Annotated in this window: 13 protein-coding genes; 2 read left to right on the top strand and 11 right to left on the bottom strand. The window is 59.0% G+C overall.

The window, feature by feature from the left end:
• Nucleotides 1-20 precede the first annotated feature (20 nt).
• The 8 genes from RBI05_RS11520 to RBI05_RS11485 all read right to left on the bottom strand — a co-directional run bounded on the left by RBI05_RS11520 (nt 21) and on the right by RBI05_RS11485 (nt 6,949).
• Nucleotides 21-890 carry a copper amine oxidase N-terminal domain-containing protein gene (locus RBI05_RS11520; RefSeq protein ID WP_310551215.1) on the bottom strand — a complete coding sequence of 290 codons (870 nt, stop codon included), beginning with the start codon at nt 888-890 and terminating at the stop codon, nt 21-23.
• A gap of 192 nt (nt 891-1,082) precedes the next feature.
• The gene (locus RBI05_RS11515) at nt 1,083-1,616 is read right to left on the bottom strand and encodes a hypothetical protein (protein ID WP_310551214.1); all 534 of its coding nucleotides are present in this window, start codon (nt 1,614-1,616) and stop codon (nt 1,083-1,085) included.
• Between the two features lie 93 nt (nt 1,617-1,709).
• A complete protein-coding gene (locus RBI05_RS11510) occupies nt 1,710-2,699 on the bottom strand; it encodes an inorganic phosphate transporter (RefSeq protein ID WP_150459732.1) in 990 nt (329 codons plus the stop codon).
• 15 nt (nt 2,700-2,714) lie between these two features.
• Nucleotides 2,715-3,329 carry a DUF47 domain-containing protein gene (locus RBI05_RS11505; RefSeq protein WP_150459733.1) on the bottom strand — a complete coding sequence of 205 codons (615 nt, stop codon included), beginning with the start codon at nt 3,327-3,329 and terminating at the stop codon, nt 2,715-2,717.
• Between the two features lie 285 nt (nt 3,330-3,614).
• On the bottom strand, nt 3,615-4,724 hold the full coding sequence (locus RBI05_RS11500) for a DUF3048 domain-containing protein (RefSeq protein WP_310551213.1): 1,110 nt from the start codon (nt 4,722-4,724) through the stop codon (nt 3,615-3,617).
• A 166-nt stretch (nt 4,725-4,890) separates the two neighbouring features.
• Nucleotides 4,891-5,667 carry a DODA-type extradiol aromatic ring-opening family dioxygenase gene (locus tag RBI05_RS11495; protein WP_310551212.1) on the bottom strand — a complete coding sequence of 259 codons (777 nt, stop codon included), beginning with the start codon at nt 5,665-5,667 and terminating at the stop codon, nt 4,891-4,893.
• 67 nt (nt 5,668-5,734) lie between these two features.
• Nucleotides 5,735-6,562, bottom strand: coding sequence for an alpha/beta hydrolase (locus RBI05_RS11490; RefSeq protein WP_310551211.1), 828 nt, complete (start codon nt 6,560-6,562; stop codon nt 5,735-5,737).
• Between the two features lie 201 nt (nt 6,563-6,763).
• A complete protein-coding gene (locus RBI05_RS11485; protein ID WP_150459737.1) occupies nt 6,764-6,949 on the bottom strand; it encodes a hypothetical protein in 186 nt (61 codons plus the stop codon).
• A gap of 190 nt (nt 6,950-7,139) precedes the next feature.
• Between RBI05_RS11485 and RBI05_RS11480 the strand changes: the two genes are divergently transcribed.
• Together RBI05_RS11480 and RBI05_RS11475 are read left to right on the top strand one after the other, a co-directional pair.
• Nucleotides 7,140-7,808, top strand: a complete 669-nt coding sequence (locus tag RBI05_RS11480) for a DUF1129 family protein (RefSeq protein ID WP_310551210.1) — start codon at nt 7,140-7,142, stop codon at nt 7,806-7,808.
• A gap of 7 nt (nt 7,809-7,815) precedes the next feature.
• The gene (locus RBI05_RS11475) at nt 7,816-8,757 is read left to right on the top strand and encodes a hypothetical protein (RefSeq protein ID WP_310551209.1); all 942 of its coding nucleotides are present in this window, start codon (nt 7,816-7,818) and stop codon (nt 8,755-8,757) included.
• Between the two features lie 92 nt (nt 8,758-8,849).
• Here the strand turns inward: RBI05_RS11475 and ilvA are convergent, their stop codons facing one another.
• From ilvA to RBI05_RS11460, 3 genes are all read right to left on the bottom strand, one after another.
• A complete protein-coding gene (ilvA, locus tag RBI05_RS11470) occupies nt 8,850-10,112 on the bottom strand; it encodes a threonine ammonia-lyase IlvA (RefSeq protein ID WP_310551208.1) in 1,263 nt (420 codons plus the stop codon).
• Between the two features lie 99 nt (nt 10,113-10,211).
• Nucleotides 10,212-12,212, bottom strand: a complete 2,001-nt coding sequence (locus RBI05_RS11465) for a methyl-accepting chemotaxis protein (protein WP_310551207.1) — start codon at nt 12,210-12,212, stop codon at nt 10,212-10,214.
• A gap of 413 nt (nt 12,213-12,625) precedes the next feature.
• Complete coding sequence (locus RBI05_RS11460) at nt 12,626-13,966, bottom strand: SEC-C metal-binding domain-containing protein (protein ID WP_310551206.1); 1,341 nt, start codon at nt 13,964-13,966, stop codon at nt 12,626-12,628.
• Nucleotides 13,967-14,298: the final 332 nt, after the last annotated feature.

The raw sequence follows: 14,298 nt of genomic DNA, 5'->3' as shown, positions 1-14,298 counted from the left end.
ATCCGACCTCCAAGATTGCCTTAGTTGTTATAGGCCCCCACAAGAACATACTGAAGGGAATCCGCCAGAATGGTGTGGGGGGCGGTGTCTGCGGTAAAAGTTCCTCCCGCCTTCGCTGCTCCCGGTTGCATCGGGATGTCCAAGTAGGTGAAACTCGAATCCTGTACATAAACGTGCAAATATAGCTGGTCCTTTAAAATTGTAGAGGTCCCCTCGTTCGCCACAGTCAATTGAACATTAGCTACGCGAATGCCGGATGCGTTGGTCCGGGTAACCGCAGAAGCCTTAAGGGGTCGGATATCCGGATTCAGTTTATCGGATAGAAAGTGCAGCTCATCCATGACCACGCCGGACGGCAGATACGCAGGGTCCACATTCAGCGCTGCCATTCTTTTGGAAGCGTCCCACTTCGTACCGATGTGAAAGGAAGACGTAATCACGCTCAGCGGAACAAACATGCTTCCTTTATACAGAGCAGGAGCCGTATCCATCTCGGATGACGCCCCGTTGATCTCCGCCTTTTTCGAGCCTATCTTCATTTTTATGGTGTAGAATTTGACTTTGGCCTCTTCCCCGTAATTTTTCCTTGTAATGACTGCCGTTTTGCTGTCAGAGTTGTAGGAGACATCCGCGGACAACAGGTTGGACAGGCTTCGCAGAGGCACCATCAAGCGGTTCTCTTGATCCACATACGGAGCCACAGGAGAAGTATAGACCACATAGAACTGATTGAGCTTCAGCAGTACCGGTGAATTCAGCGCAGAACCGTTCAGCGCAGAACCGTTCAGCGCAGAATTGTTCCATGCAGAACCGGAGGCCGAGGCGGAGAGAGCCGGAACCGAGACTAGAGCAGCAGCCAGAACCAGCAGCATCCGCATTTTGTTCAACAAATGGGCCCACCCTCCTTCAAGAGTTATTCCTTAGGAATATACCCCTGTTTATCTATGGATTATATGGACCTTTTGAACCAACTTTCACGGATAAAGGCGAAGATCCGGCAGATACGAAGAAGAAAAGGAGCGTCCGAAAGACGCCCCTGTCCTGTTGCTTTATATCCCGAAGCTCCCACGGCAGCCCGCCCATCAATACCGCTCCAGAATCGTCCAGACAATCCCCCGGTTCTCCGCATCCTGCTTCGGATAGACCAGCGTCGCCCGGATCCGGTTCTCTTTGTCGTAGTAGACTCTCGCGTCCAGGCCCTGCTCATGGTTGTAGGGCTTCTTCACATATTCGCTGCCCAGCTCCCGGTCGGCATCCTCCAGCGTCTTCAGCGGCTTGCCGTTGATGCTGGCTTTCACCGTCTCCGAGATCAGTTGAATCTTGGTTACTTTGCCCGTCGACTCATCGCTGACCAGCATAAGCCCGTCATAATACCGGTACGTCTTGCCGCGTTCGGTCCGGTTCTCATAGTCCGGATTCGGCTGCAGGCCGGAAGCGTCCAGACGGTCCGCCGGCCCGCCTATGCTCAGCCCGCGCACCTCTGCTCCAGTCAGATTCGTAGTGCTGACCGAGCGCTCCTGCCAGGCGTTCCGGGCATAGCCTCCGATGGCTACGACCAGAATCAGAAGGACCGTTGCGCCGAACAACAGCCATTTCAGACGGCCATACTTCCTCATTCGTGAATCCCCCTGCTCTCGCTGTACTGCCAAAAAAAGGCCCCGTCCTTCACTCATCCGTGAATTTCGGCGCCGCCTTGCATTGAATCGACACTAGAAGAAAATCTTCGTGATAATGCCCGCCAGTACGGCGGTAATTGGAATGGTAATGAACCAGGTGACGATGATTCGTCCGGCCACTCCCCATTTGACGGCGGAGAACCGCTTGGCCGACCCTACGCCCAGAATGGCGGAGGTAATGGCATGGGTGGTGCTGACCGGCAGATGAAGCATGGTAGCCGAGAAAATAACCGATGCGGCCGACACGTCGGCGGCCACGCCGTTGATCGGCTCGATCTTGAAAATCTTTGTGCCCATCGTCTTGATAATCTTCCAGCCGCCGATTGAGGTACCCAGCGCCATGGCTGTTGCCGCCGCCAGCTTGACCCACAGCGGAACCTCCATGCTCTTCAGTTCACCCGAAGTGACCAGCGCGAAGGTGATGATCCCCATTGCCTTCTGGGCATCGTTCGTTCCGTGCGTGAAGGACTGGAAGGCAGCCGTTACGATCTGAACCGTGCGGAAGCCTTTGTTGACCGTGTGCGGACTTTGCTTGGCAAAGATCCACTTTAGAAGAGTCATGACAATATAACCGATGACAAAAGCGATAATCGGGGAGAGCACGAGGCCTTCCACGATTTCGATAAATCCGCTCCACTTCACATGGTCCGAACCTGCGCCCACATATACGGCGCCCGCAAGGGCTCCGATCAGCGCGTGCGACGACGAGGACGGAATACCGAACCACCAGGTGACCAGATTCCATATAATCGCCGCGATTAACGTGGCGATTACGATGTTGATTCCGTTGCTCAGCGTCGTCGGGTCGGCGACGCTGCCGCCGATTTTCTTCGCGACGCCCGTGAAGAGCAGGGCTCCCACGAAGTTCATGCATGCCGCCATGATTATAGCTGTCCGGGGCGGCAGCGCGCGGGTGGATACGGACGTTGCAATGGCGTTCGCCGTATCATGAAACCCGTTGATAAAATCGAAGCCCAGGGCAAGCACAATGACAATGCCCAGTACCCAAATCGAGGTATCCATATGGTTGCAAGCTCCTTACGAATTGCGCATAATAATCGATTCCAGCATGTTCGCGACGTCTTCGCATTTGTCCGTCGTCGTCTCCAGACGTTCGTACAGCTCTTTGCGCTTGATGAGCTCGATCGGGTCCTTGACCGTGTCGAACAGCGCCTTGGTGCAAATGCGCAGCACTTCATCGCCCTGATTCTCCAGGTCGTTCAGACGGATCGTATATTCGCGGATGGCCAGCAGCTTCTTCTGGGACAGCAGATGCACCGCCTTCTGAATCTCGTAGGCGCACTGGCGAAGAATGTCGGCGAACTGAATGATGTATTCGTCGGCTTCCACAAGGTTGTACATATACAGACGCGAAGCGGACGCCTCCAGTCCGTCGATGACATCATCCATGCTTGTAATCAGATCCATGATGTCGTCGCGTTCCAGCGGCGTGATGAACGTTTTGTTCAATTCCTTGATCACCGTATGCGTATACGAATCGCACTGGGATTCGTACTTCTTCATTTCTCCGGTAAACTGCTCGATGTCGCGCAAATCCGACAGGTGCTTGGCAAAGAAATCCGCCGCCTGCACAATCGTATCCGCCATGTTCTCAAGCGTTTCAAAGAAAATGTCTTTCTTCCTAAGCTTCATGTATAGTGCTCCTTTACTGGAAAATGCCTGATTTCCAACCGGTATCCGACGCTGAAAACGTCCATGAAAACGGATGACAACCCTTGTTATCTTATCACATTGAATGGGGGGAATGAAGCGGACAATTGAAATTTTAAGGTCTTCCTCAGACAATTCGCGGGATGCTCACAAAGTATCCGCTGCATTTGGACCTTATGGGATTTAATGGGGAACAGAATCATGTTCTCCCTTTACTTTTACCCGCTTTCGTCAGCTTATACCGACCTGGTTCCGGGTACTGCCGATTCAGGGGCTCAGAACCGTGACATGACTGTCGAAAGAAGGCGCATTCGGCACAATCAGCACATGGGTAACGCCCGGATACATCGGGGCTTCGGTTCCGTTCTTTACGATCCGGATGATGTCGCCCGGACGCCGGGCCCATTGTCCCCGGATGACTTGTCCGCGCTGGAAGAGCAGCGCATCTCCGCCCACTTCCGTATCCACAGCCAGCCGCCCGGCCTCGTCGAGAACTTTGTGGTCCGCACCGATCACCAGCACATTGGTCGCCGTTACAGGAGCCTCCGTTCCCCGGTCCAGGTGGGCCTTGCCGTTCACAGAGCGGGCATAGACGCGGCTTCCGGCCTCGTATTTGTAGGCTACCGTGTAGTTCTTTAATTGAAAATAAAGCGAGAAGCCGGACGCCGGCTCCCCCCCTGCCGGAAGATAATCCGGGTTGGTGAAGGTATAATCCGGAACATCGGCCGGCGCGGCCAGGCCCAGCTTCTCCGCCCCCGAGCGCAGCAGCGCTTCGTTCGTATATAAATTATGCGGCGCCTTGCGGCTCTTGTCGCGCCAGAAGTACGGCCCGGCCTTCCCGATCTCATCCATATCGTCCCGTCCGCCGGCTTGCAGAAGGGCGTAGGCGGCCGGACTGCCGCCGGCATGGACCGTTACCGCGCCATAGCTCTCGCCCAGATCCAGCAGATAAGGCCGGATGCTCCGCACCGGGCCGATCTCGGGAATGCCCGGCCGGCTCTGATAGATGGCGATCAGCCGCGTAATGCCGCCTTCGGCCAGCACCTCGTACAAGAGATCCGCCTGGCTTAATCCGGACTGCGGCCGGGCGGCAGGCGCATTGTTGATCATCACGGCCAGCGGACGCGGCAGCGGGAGGCTGTCCGCCGGAAGACCGGTGAGTCCCGAGAGCGGGGCGGGCTCTGGCGGTTCTGCCGGAAGCGGCCCTGCGGAGCCCGGCGGAGAAGCTTGCGCGATGACCGGAGCGGAGGCCGTAACAGATGGCGGATTCCCGCCCTGGTCCGCGTCCGGCCGGCCGCATGAGACCAGCGGCAGGGCAGCCAGCGAGAGGATGGCGAGCGTTGAAGCCGGGCGAAGCAGACGGCGTGCGAGGTGCATAGGGATAAGCTTCCTCCTTCAAGAACGGCAGGGGCCGTTCGCATTCTTCTTCCATTTAATCACAGGTACCGGCGTTTGTCCCGCAAGCATACCAAAAAACCGCAGCGCGGGTTTCCCCGGCTGCGGCCGTTCAATTCGGCCGGTCAGGGCCTTGGCCCCCGGTCCGTCAATCCAGCATCCAGCAGTTCAAGCTGAGTGTACCGTACTGGTACGCCTGAATCATCCGTCTTGCCCGGCGTCCGTCTGCGGCTGTTCCCATGGCGTAGAAGAGCGGGACGAAATGTTCCCGGCCATAGGAAGGCACCGCCTCCCGGGCATGGGGCGCCCGCGCTGCGTAGTCGAACAGCGCCGGCGTATCCCAGCTCTCCAGCCGCTCTGCGATCCATTCGTCGAAGGCGACGGCCCAGTCGGCCGGGCGATCCTCTTCCCCGAGCAGCCGCAGGTTGTGCACCATCCCGCCGCTGCCGATGAACAGCACGCCCTCCTCGCGGAGCGGCGCCAGCAGCTCGCCGATGCCGTACTGCTCCCGGGGCTGGCGCATCGAATCGACGGACAGCGCCACCACCGGAATTTCCGCCTCCGGGAACATTTTGCTGAGAATGACCCAGATGCCGTGGTCCAGTCCCCGTCCCAGCACGGGCTGATACGGCAGATGGCCGGCATCCAGACGGTCGCAGACCGCCCGGTTCAGCGCCGCATCGCCCGGAGCATCATAGTGCAGCCGGTACATTTCATCGGGGAAGCCGTAGAAATCATGCAGCGCCGTATGCTTCTCGTCCACCGAGACCAGCTGCTCGGGACTGTCCCAGTGCGCCGAGAACACCGCGATGCCCCGCGGGCGCGGCAGGTCCCGGCCCAGCTGCTCCAGGAAACGGGTGTAATCGTTGTTCTCCATAATCAGCGTCGGGGAACCGTGTGCGATAAAGAAAGCCGGCATTCTCATCGGATGCTTCCCTCCGTATCTTTATCCGTCGGTGATCGGTTTGCCCCTCTATTGTATCGCGTTCCGGCTAAATCATCCAGTTCTGCCATTCCTGCTGGACATGCTCCCGCTCATTGATCCACTCCCGGGTCCGCTTCAGAAGCTGGCTCTGCGCCGTGCCGGACGAGAACGTATGATCTGCCTGGAAAATAATCTCCTTGTCGCACCGGCCCTCCGGCCGCGTCCAGAAGACCTTCTGGTAGAGGAAGGCGTAATCGACCGGGATGATGTCGTCGGAGGTGCCGTGCACCACCAGAACGTCGCCCCCGAACTTGCCCGCCTCCTGAAAGGGCTGAAACGCTGCAAGCGAATTGAAGTAGGCCGGCGTGAAGGCATAGCCGGCATGGTCCGCGCTTCCGGCCTTCACTGCCTGATCGTAGGCGCTGCGGCCGACGATCTTGACGATATCGTTGAACGGATAGCCGACGGAAGCCCACAGAACCAGGTTCTTGACCCGGCGGTCGCGGACGGCGGTCAGCAGCGCCACCGCTCCGCCGAGGCTGTGGCCGATCAGCGTGACGCGGGTAGGATCGACATCGGTTGCGCCCAGGCCGTAATCCAGCACCGCCCGGGTCTGGGCGATCATAGATTCCATATTCTCGGCGCCGTAGCTGCCGGTGCTCTCTCCGCAGCCGGCATAGTCGAACCGAATCACCACGCAGCCGTCCTCGGCCAGCTCCCGGGCGGCCTTGACGAACAGCCGGTCGGTGCCGATCCGGTTCCCGACGAAGCCGTGGCAGATCACGGCCAGCGGAACGCGGTTCTTGCAGCGCCCGCCTCCCCCTTCTTTAGCCGGATAATGGATGCTGGCTGTCAATTCTTCGCCGCCGTACCGGATTACGATCGCCCGTTCCATGCGCGTTGCCTCCTTGTGTTTTCGATTGAATTAAAATCCGATTGAAATACTATGAATTATAAAATTATCATATCCATGTCCTTTGTTTTTGTCAATACAAATGCCCCTCCTCCTTATGGAGAAAGGGCATGGAGCGAAGCGGTACGCGGGCTGCCGGTCTGCAAGGGAAGCAGAGGCGGGAGCTCTTGTCAGGTCCCGCCCTTACTCGTAGCTGTCGTGGAACATATCATGCGTCTCTTTGCGGCCTTCCCAATCCTTTAGCCACTGGCCGTCTTCCGCCTGCTGTTCCCACAGACTGAATCCGTCGGAAGCGCCCCAGTCCGAAGTCGCATCGTTTACGGCCGGGTCGGAAGTGCCGGGCTCCTTCACTTGGTTCTCCTGATTCATAGTCACGCAATCTCCCTTCGGCATCCGAGAATGTTGGTTGTTCTTCTACATTGTTTACCGGCGGGCCGGGATTATACGCACCCTTCCCCCCTGGCTCCCTTGCAGCATCGCATCCGGGACACGTATACTCTTAAGTAAGAATTGAACTGCTGCAACTGCAAGGATTGCTGAAGCTGGAGGGCCTGCACAAGTGACGAGCGTCAGACAAATGATTCGGGAAAATAACCGGATTCGGGAACAAATGACACCCCAGAACCGTTCTTATTATGAGGACATGATTATCGCCATGCGCGAGAGCGCAGTCGAGCCGCACCGGCGGGAAGAGCTGCTGCTGGAAGCCGCGGCCCTGCTGCTGAAGGAGCAGGGCCGCGGCCGGACCGCCAAGCAGCTCTTCGGCAGCGACCCGTCCGCTTATTTCGCCGATGAGATGGCGGCGGCTCCGCCCCGCCGTCCGATGACGCGGACGCTGCGGATGCTGCTGACCGCGTGGACGTCGCTGACGCTGCTATTCGGCGTCATCGGAGCGGCCGGCCTGCTGACCCGGAAGGACGAGAAACTCGGCGGAGAATTCGGCCATATCAGCTTGTTCACCCTGCTGGCCGTCCCCGCTGCTTCGATTCTTCTGATCGAGCTGCTGCTGAAATGGCTCGGAACGCTGCCGGACGCGGACCAACCGCGCTTGGCCGCGTTCGATTACCGGTCGCTTGGCCTCTACATCGGAGCCGCGGTTGCGCTTGTGTTCGTCGGCCTGTTCCTTGGCTCGCTCCTTCCGGTTCTTCCGCTCCCTTCCGGCGTCAGTCTTGGCTTGTTCGCCGCCGGCGTAATCCTGCTCCACCCCATCTTCCTGCGAAAGAGGTAATGTTGCCATGAGAACTGTAATCGCTGCCGCCTCCCTTCTTCTTCTGCTGCAAGCGGGAGCCTCAGGCGCCGCCGAAGCCGCTCCCGCCGCTTCCCCAAGTCCGTCTGCTGCGTCCGCCTCCTCTACCGTCACTCATGCCGAGGCCGTCTACCGGGCGGCGCTGCCGCTGCTGGCCTCCCCGGAGAAGCTGGTCCAGGCCCGCGCATACGTCAATGCCAATCTCTATGCCACAGGCAGCTATCGGGCAACGATTCTGACGCTCAAGCTGGAGAACGCCCAGCGCTATGTGCTGAACAACTGGGAGAAGCGGTTCGCCGATCCTTCCCTGCAGCGGAAGCTGGACAGCGTCTACGCCCCCGGCCTGAGCATGAGCAAGCTTGCGGACGCCGCCTTGAAGAAGGGCGACCAGGCGCTCGCTTCGATAATCACCGGCGCGAAGGAACGCGGCTATAAGCTGGAGACGGCCGAAGGCTTTTACTATCCGGTCATCGACTACTCTCTGTACAGCCAGTACAAGGCTTATGTAACGCCGGATATCCGGGACTATATCTCCATTATGACCACCGAGTCCAACCTGCCCGCCGCCAAGGACGCGGCTTTGATTATTTCCTGGGGCGATGTCGCGGCCCGCGCCTTGTCGCAGGAAGCTTTTGCGGAGACTTATCAGGGTTCCAACCGGGTTGCCAAGGTGAGGGAGCTCTACAGCATCTATGAATCCGACACGTTCTATGGGCTGAACAACACGCCGCTGTTCCACTATGACAATCTGGAGATGGATCTGGAGGCCAAGGCGGCTTACACCGCCCTGCTCGCCAAGAACGCCGGCAGCAACAGCGCTTATCTGCGCAAGCTCTCGGCCTTTATGGAACTGCTGAAGGCCAACGACTACAAGCTGACCGACGAGGTCAAGGCATTCCGGGACGGCAAGGAGTCTGCGGCCAAAGGATGACCTATGGGGGAGGCGTTGCTCGTCCCTGCCCAGACCAAAAAGGATGCTTCCCGGGCGGGAAGCATCCTTTTTCTGCGTGAACTAGCTTGGCTCTAGATCAGCATGTTGAACAGCTTGAGATCCTTATTGATCTCGATAAAATCGACGCCCTTCTGCCGCATCCGCTCAACGAGCGGGCCATAGTCGTCCGTAGACATCAGCTCGATGCCCACCAGCGCCGGACCGTTCTCCTTGTCGTTCTTCTTCGTGTACTCGAAGCGTGTAATGTCGTCGTTCGGCCCGAGCACCTCCGACAGGAACTCGCGCAGGGCCCCGGCCCGCTGCGGAAAGTGAACCATGAAGTAATGCTTCAGCCCTTCATAGATCAGCGAACGTTCCTTGATCTCCTGCATCCGGTCGATGTCATTGTTGCCGCCGCTGACAATGCAGACGACCGTCTTGCCGCGGATCTGGTCCTTATAGAAGTCCAGGGCCGCCACCGGGAGTGAACCGGCCGGCTCTACGACGATCGCATTCTCGTTGTACAGTTCCAGAATCGCCGTACAGGCTTTGCCTTCCGGTACCTTCACAATATCGTCCAGGTTCCGGGAACAGATGTCGTACGTCAGCCCGCCGACACGTTTCACCGCCGCGCCGTCCACGAATTTGTCGATCTCCGGCAGCGTCACCACTTCCCCCTGCTCCAGCGCCATGCTCATCGAGGCCGCCCCCGAAGGCTCCACGCCGATCACCCTGGTCGCCGGACTGACGGTCTTGATATAAGAGGAGACACCCGCCGCCAGGCCGCCGCCGCCGATGGTCACGAAGATATAATCCGCCGGCTCGTCCAGGCTCTCCATAATCTCCATCGCAATCGTTCCGTTGCCTGCAATAATCTTCGGCTCGTCAAAAGGATGAATCAGCGTCATCCCGTACGTAATGCAGGCCTGCATCGCTTCCTCATAGGCGTCGTCGAACGTATCGCCCTTCAGCACGACCTCCACGAATTCGCCGCCGAAGCGGCGAACCTGCTTCACCTTCTGGTTCGGCGTCGTGCTCGGCATGAACACCTTGCCGTGAATGCCGAGCGCCCGGCAGGAGAACGCAACGCCCTGCGCATGGTTCCCCGCGCTGGCACAGACGATGCCCTTCGCTCTTTCCTCTGCCGAGAGGGTGCGAATCATATGGTACGCCCCGCGGATTTTGAAGGAGCGGACAACCTGCAGATCCTCGCGCTTCAAATAGACGTTGCAGCCGTAGCGGGCCGAGAGGACCGCATCGCGCTGCAGCGGCGTGCGGACGACGACTTCCCGCAGCATATGATGCGCCCGCACAATATCCTCCATCCCTACGATCCGGTCTGTGCCTTCTCTCATGAACCATTCCCCGTTTCGCTTCGCTTTGCGGCCTGTCCATCCGCCGCTCTTTGTAAGATACTCTTCCGGGAACGATTTATCAAGCATTCTCCGCAGCGCTTACGCCTTGAATCGGGACACCGTGCCCAGCAGCCGGGCCGTATTGCGCTTGATGTCCTCCATCTCGGCCACAATGCCGCCCGAACGGGCGATGATTGCCTCCGCCTGTGCCGCAATGTTGCCTGCCCCTTCGGCGCCTTCGCTTGTCGCCACCGCCGTCTCGCTAATTGCAGTCAGCATATTGCGGATGGACGCCAGAAGCTGGGCGGACGTTGCGCTGAAATCGGTCACGAGCTCTTCGACATAGCGCGCATCCTCCGTGTACCGGGTTCCGGTGACTTCCATATTGTCGTAATCGGACAGCACCTTGCGGTCCACGAAGCCGAGAATTTCCTCCGCCCCCTCCACCAGGCTCTGGACAGCGGCAATCACGCGCCCGGTCACTTCCCGGATCTCATTGACCGTCTCCCTGGAGCTGTCCGCCAGATGGCGGATCTCCTCGGCGACCACGGCGAACCCGCGGCCGGCCTCTCCGGCCCGGGCCGCTTCAATCGAGGCGTTCAGCGACAGCAGATTGGTCTGCGACGCAATCTCCAGAATGGCCGCCGCCAGCTTCTCGATCTCGGTGATTGACCGCGAATGCTCGATGGCGCTGCGCAGCTTCTCCTGGCCCTGCCCATAGATCTGCTGCGCTTCTTCGCGGGAGCGGATCGCTTCTTCCCTGAGGCGTTCGGCGCGGCCGCTGATCGCCTTCGCCGCTTCGGCTCCGCTGTCCGCCTTCGCGGCGATAGTCCCGACCGCGCTCTCGATTTCGACCGTCGAAGCGTTCAGCTCCTGCATCGAAGCCGCCGTCTCCTCCAGCCCGGCCGACAGCTCTTCAGTCGTAGCCGATACATCATTGATCCCATCGTTCAGTTCCGCTGCATTGCGCTCCGTCTCGTTCACCGACTCGGAGATGCGGCGGGAGCCTGCGAGAATCTCTCCGATCAGCCCTTGCTGGGCAGAGAGCAGCTCGTTGAAGCCCCGGGTCAGCACCCCGATTTCGCCCTTCGCCTTCTCATCCGCTCTCACCGACAGATCGCCGTCCATGGCGGTGCGAAAAGCGGAGGCCAGGGCCGGAATCTGCTTCAGCATACTGGCGGAGACGGCGTACAGCACGGCGCCCAGCAGCACAATGAAGCCGAGGATGGAGAAGCCGAAGATCTTCTGGAACGTGCGCAGCTCCTTCTCGGCATCGCTTGCCGGCACAATCAGCGCGACTTCCCACTGGTTCTCGACTGCGGGCGCATAGGAGACATAGCTGCTGCGGCCGTCCAGCGTTGTCTTTGTTACCTGCGACCCCCATTGCATGAGCTTGTTCCCCAGCGCGCTCCAGTCCTTCCCGAGATCGGCGACATTCCGGTTCAGAATATTGGCTTCATCCGGATGATAGATAAAATTGCCCTTGCGGTCGATCATGACGGCGAATCCGCTGCCTTCATAATTGAAGGCGCCAAGCATGCCGATTACCTGGTCGATGGCGATGTCCGCTCCCGCCGCGCCGATGGCCTTGCCGGCATTGTCCAGAATCGGGGCGCTGACGCTGACCACCAGCTTGCCCGTTCCGGCATCCACATAAGGATCGGTAACGGTCAGCCTGTTGTTCTTCAAGGCGCCGGAATACCAGCCGCGTTCCTTCAGCACATAATCGGCCGGCGGCTCGAATTCGTCCTGGGAGATCAGCTTGCCTGCTTGGTCAAGGCCAATGTAGACATTCAGCAGGTTGTCGTTATTCTCCTTGATGAGGTTCAAGGTCCGGACTACGTCGTCATAACCGGGCACGGCTTTAACGCTGTCCGTGGAAGACACCTGTCCGATGAAATCGCGCAGGAACGCATTGGCGCCGAGCAGTTCGACGCTGCTCTCCGCCGGCTGCAGCATCTCGGCCACCTTGGAGGCGATCGCCGCCTTCTCGTAACCCAGCGAGCGGTCCAAATTGTCAATGATCGTCCTGCGGGCGTTGCTATAGATAATCACCGCTACCACCAGGAAAATCAGCAGCGTGGAAGCAATGACAGACATGAACAGCTTGCTCCGCAACCCCATATTGCGATAGCGCCGGACAAGGCCCGACGCCGACAAGGAGGAACGCTGTGTCCCTTCCGGACGTGTCAGCTTATCTTCCCTCTTCCGCCGTTTTCTCCCGGTTCTATTCTCATTTTCCGCTTCTATCTGCTCGCTGTTCATTCGCTGCTGAACCATCGGGCATCCCCCTCATTCCATATTCCCCTGCTATCGGCGGTGAAATTGCGCCAACATGCAAATTTAATACTTAGCGTATCGGTAAAAAAGCATGCTTTATGTAGAGGATGTCAGGTTTCTTGCTAAAAAATCCGGGGAACGCCCCAAGAAACGCACAAGAAAAACGGGTTCCCCTTGGGAGCCCGTTTCTCGTCTTGTTGCTCTGAGGCCGAAGGCCAGGGGCCAATCCGCCTTTACTCCGCCTGCTTCAGCATCCACTTCAGCAGCTCCGGCACGCTTGCCCAGAGGCGGGAGTGCATGATGACATACTCCGAAGCCTCGCTGGCTTCGCCGGGAGTCGTGTAATCCGGCAGCACCGGCGGCAGCCGCTTTACGCCGAGCAGATAATCCGGCACATGCCGGTTCACGCCGCGGGCGACGCGGTACAGCATTTTCAGCCGGGACGTAACTCCGCTCTGCTTGTACTCCAGAATCATCCGGTCATAGGCGAACGAAGCGGAGGAGTCCTCTCCGCCATAGCGTTTCAGCACCCGCTGCGCTTCCTCCAGCTTCCCGGTGTAGAGGTACGCGGCCAGCAGCAGATAACGGGCTCCCGTATGGTCCGCCGGATTCAGCTCCAGCAGGTGAGCCAGCGTTCCCGCCGCCTCGTCGGCGTCTCCTCCCAGCCAGCAGGATTCGGCATAGCTGCGGGTCACCCGCATATAGGGACGGGTCTCGAACAATCCCCAGAAATGGCCTTTATGCTGCTCAAAAAAGCTCCAGCCGAGATCGCGTCTCCCGGCTTCCATTCCCTGCTGCAGCAGCGAGCGCGCCTCTGCCTCGCTGCCGGCCTCTTCGGCGAGAATCTGATAGGCGTCCGCCGAATCGGGATACAGTTCCAGCGCCCGCCGGGCAAGCTGAACCCGCTGGCGGGAACCCGCCGTCTCCATAGCCCGGTAGACGAGAATCTGGGCCTGGTCCCGGGACGAATCCCCGATCAGGCCGAAGTCTTCCGGCGCGGGAAGCCCATCCGGCAGGCCGTACTCTTCCGCATAGGCCGCCAGCTCCTTGCAGCGGCGGCTGATCGTCGCGGAAGCGACTTCGTATTTGTCCGCCAGTCCGCTGAGCGGGACAGAGAGCCCGTACTGTTCCGACAGGAAATATTCGATCGCCGCGCAGTACGTCCCCTCCTTCTTGATAACCGGCCGGACCTGGCGCGAGTAGGCGTTCCAGAGCAGCAGCGCTTCCTGGATCAGCTCCTTGTCGTACTCGCCCTTCATCCGTTCGATCAGCGTCTGGGCCAGGGCCAGATGAGCGGGCTGTGCCCACTCCAGATCGCGGGACGCCAGCTTGCGCAGTCCGGCAAGCGTCAGCTTGGCCGGCGGGGCCGAAGGGGCGGGGGACAGCTTAAGCCCCGGCGCTTCCGTCGGAGCTTCCTCTCTCTGCCCGGCCTGTGCGGAAGCGGCAGCCGCCTCCCGGTTGAAGGCAAGTCTCAGGGCCGGCATCGCATCCGCCCGGTCCTTCTCGAGACAGCACTTCTTGTATTTATGGCCGCTGCCGCAGGGGCAGGGGTCGTTTCTACCAATCTTGATCAAGAATAATTCCTCCTTAAGCTCTAACAAGCCGGCTCTCTCCGGGAGCACAACTTCTTACGACATTATAACATTATTCCCGGGTCTCCCCGATAGCGTATCGGTCTGGCGGCACCGGAAATCGCTGGAGACCCCTTAACCACGCTTAAAAAGGGCCTTCCCGGCAATCGAGAAGGCCCTCTTCTATCTGTATTTATCCGTACTTGTTCCCCCGTACGAACAATATTATAGCATCCCAGGCACAACTTGTCAGTCCCTTTTTTAGGACTTTCCACATCAAAAATTGTGAGCTGTGCCAACGGCGTTTGTTCTTTACCCGAAATTATTCGAAGTTC

Source organism: Paenibacillus glufosinatiresistens (assembly GCF_031470375.1).
Lineage (GTDB): Bacteria > Bacillota > Bacilli > Paenibacillales > Paenibacillaceae > Paenibacillus_AQ > Paenibacillus_AQ glufosinatiresistens.
The sequence above is the reverse complement of the archived record's forward strand: the minus strand, read 5'-3'. Positions and strand labels throughout refer to the sequence as shown.

Excerpts from the sequence above, each read along its gene's own strand:
- RBI05_RS11500 (WP_310551213.1), bottom strand. The coding sequence starts at position 4,724 with ATGCACCTCGCACGCCGTCTGCTTCGCCCGGCTTCAACGCTCGCCATC.
- RBI05_RS11475 (WP_310551209.1), top strand. The coding sequence starts at position 7,816 with ATGAGAACTGTAATCGCTGCCGCCTCCCTTCTTCTTCTGCTGCAAGCG.
- RBI05_RS11510 (WP_150459732.1), bottom strand. The coding sequence starts at position 2,699 with ATGGATACCTCGATTTGGGTACTGGGCATTGTCATTGTGCTTGCCCTG.
- RBI05_RS11505 (WP_150459733.1), bottom strand. The coding sequence starts at position 3,329 with ATGAAGCTTAGGAAGAAAGACATTTTCTTTGAAACGCTTGAGAACATG.
- ilvA (WP_310551208.1), bottom strand. The coding sequence starts at position 10,112 with ATGAGAGAAGGCACAGACCGGATCGTAGGGATGGAGGATATTGTGCGG.
- RBI05_RS11485 (WP_150459737.1), bottom strand. The coding sequence starts at position 6,949 with ATGAATCAGGAGAACCAAGTGAAGGAGCCCGGCACTTCCGACCCGGCC.
- RBI05_RS11465 (WP_310551207.1), bottom strand. The coding sequence starts at position 12,212 with ATGTCTGTCATTGCTTCCACGCTGCTGATTTTCCTGGTGGTAGCGGTG.
- RBI05_RS11515 (WP_310551214.1), bottom strand. The coding sequence starts at position 1,616 with ATGAGGAAGTATGGCCGTCTGAAATGGCTGTTGTTCGGCGCAACGGTC.
- RBI05_RS11495 (WP_310551212.1), bottom strand. The coding sequence starts at position 5,667 with ATGAGAATGCCGGCTTTCTTTATCGCACACGGTTCCCCGACGCTGATT.
- RBI05_RS11490 (WP_310551211.1), bottom strand. The coding sequence starts at position 6,562 with ATGGAACGGGCGATCGTAATCCGGTACGGCGGCGAAGAATTGACAGCC.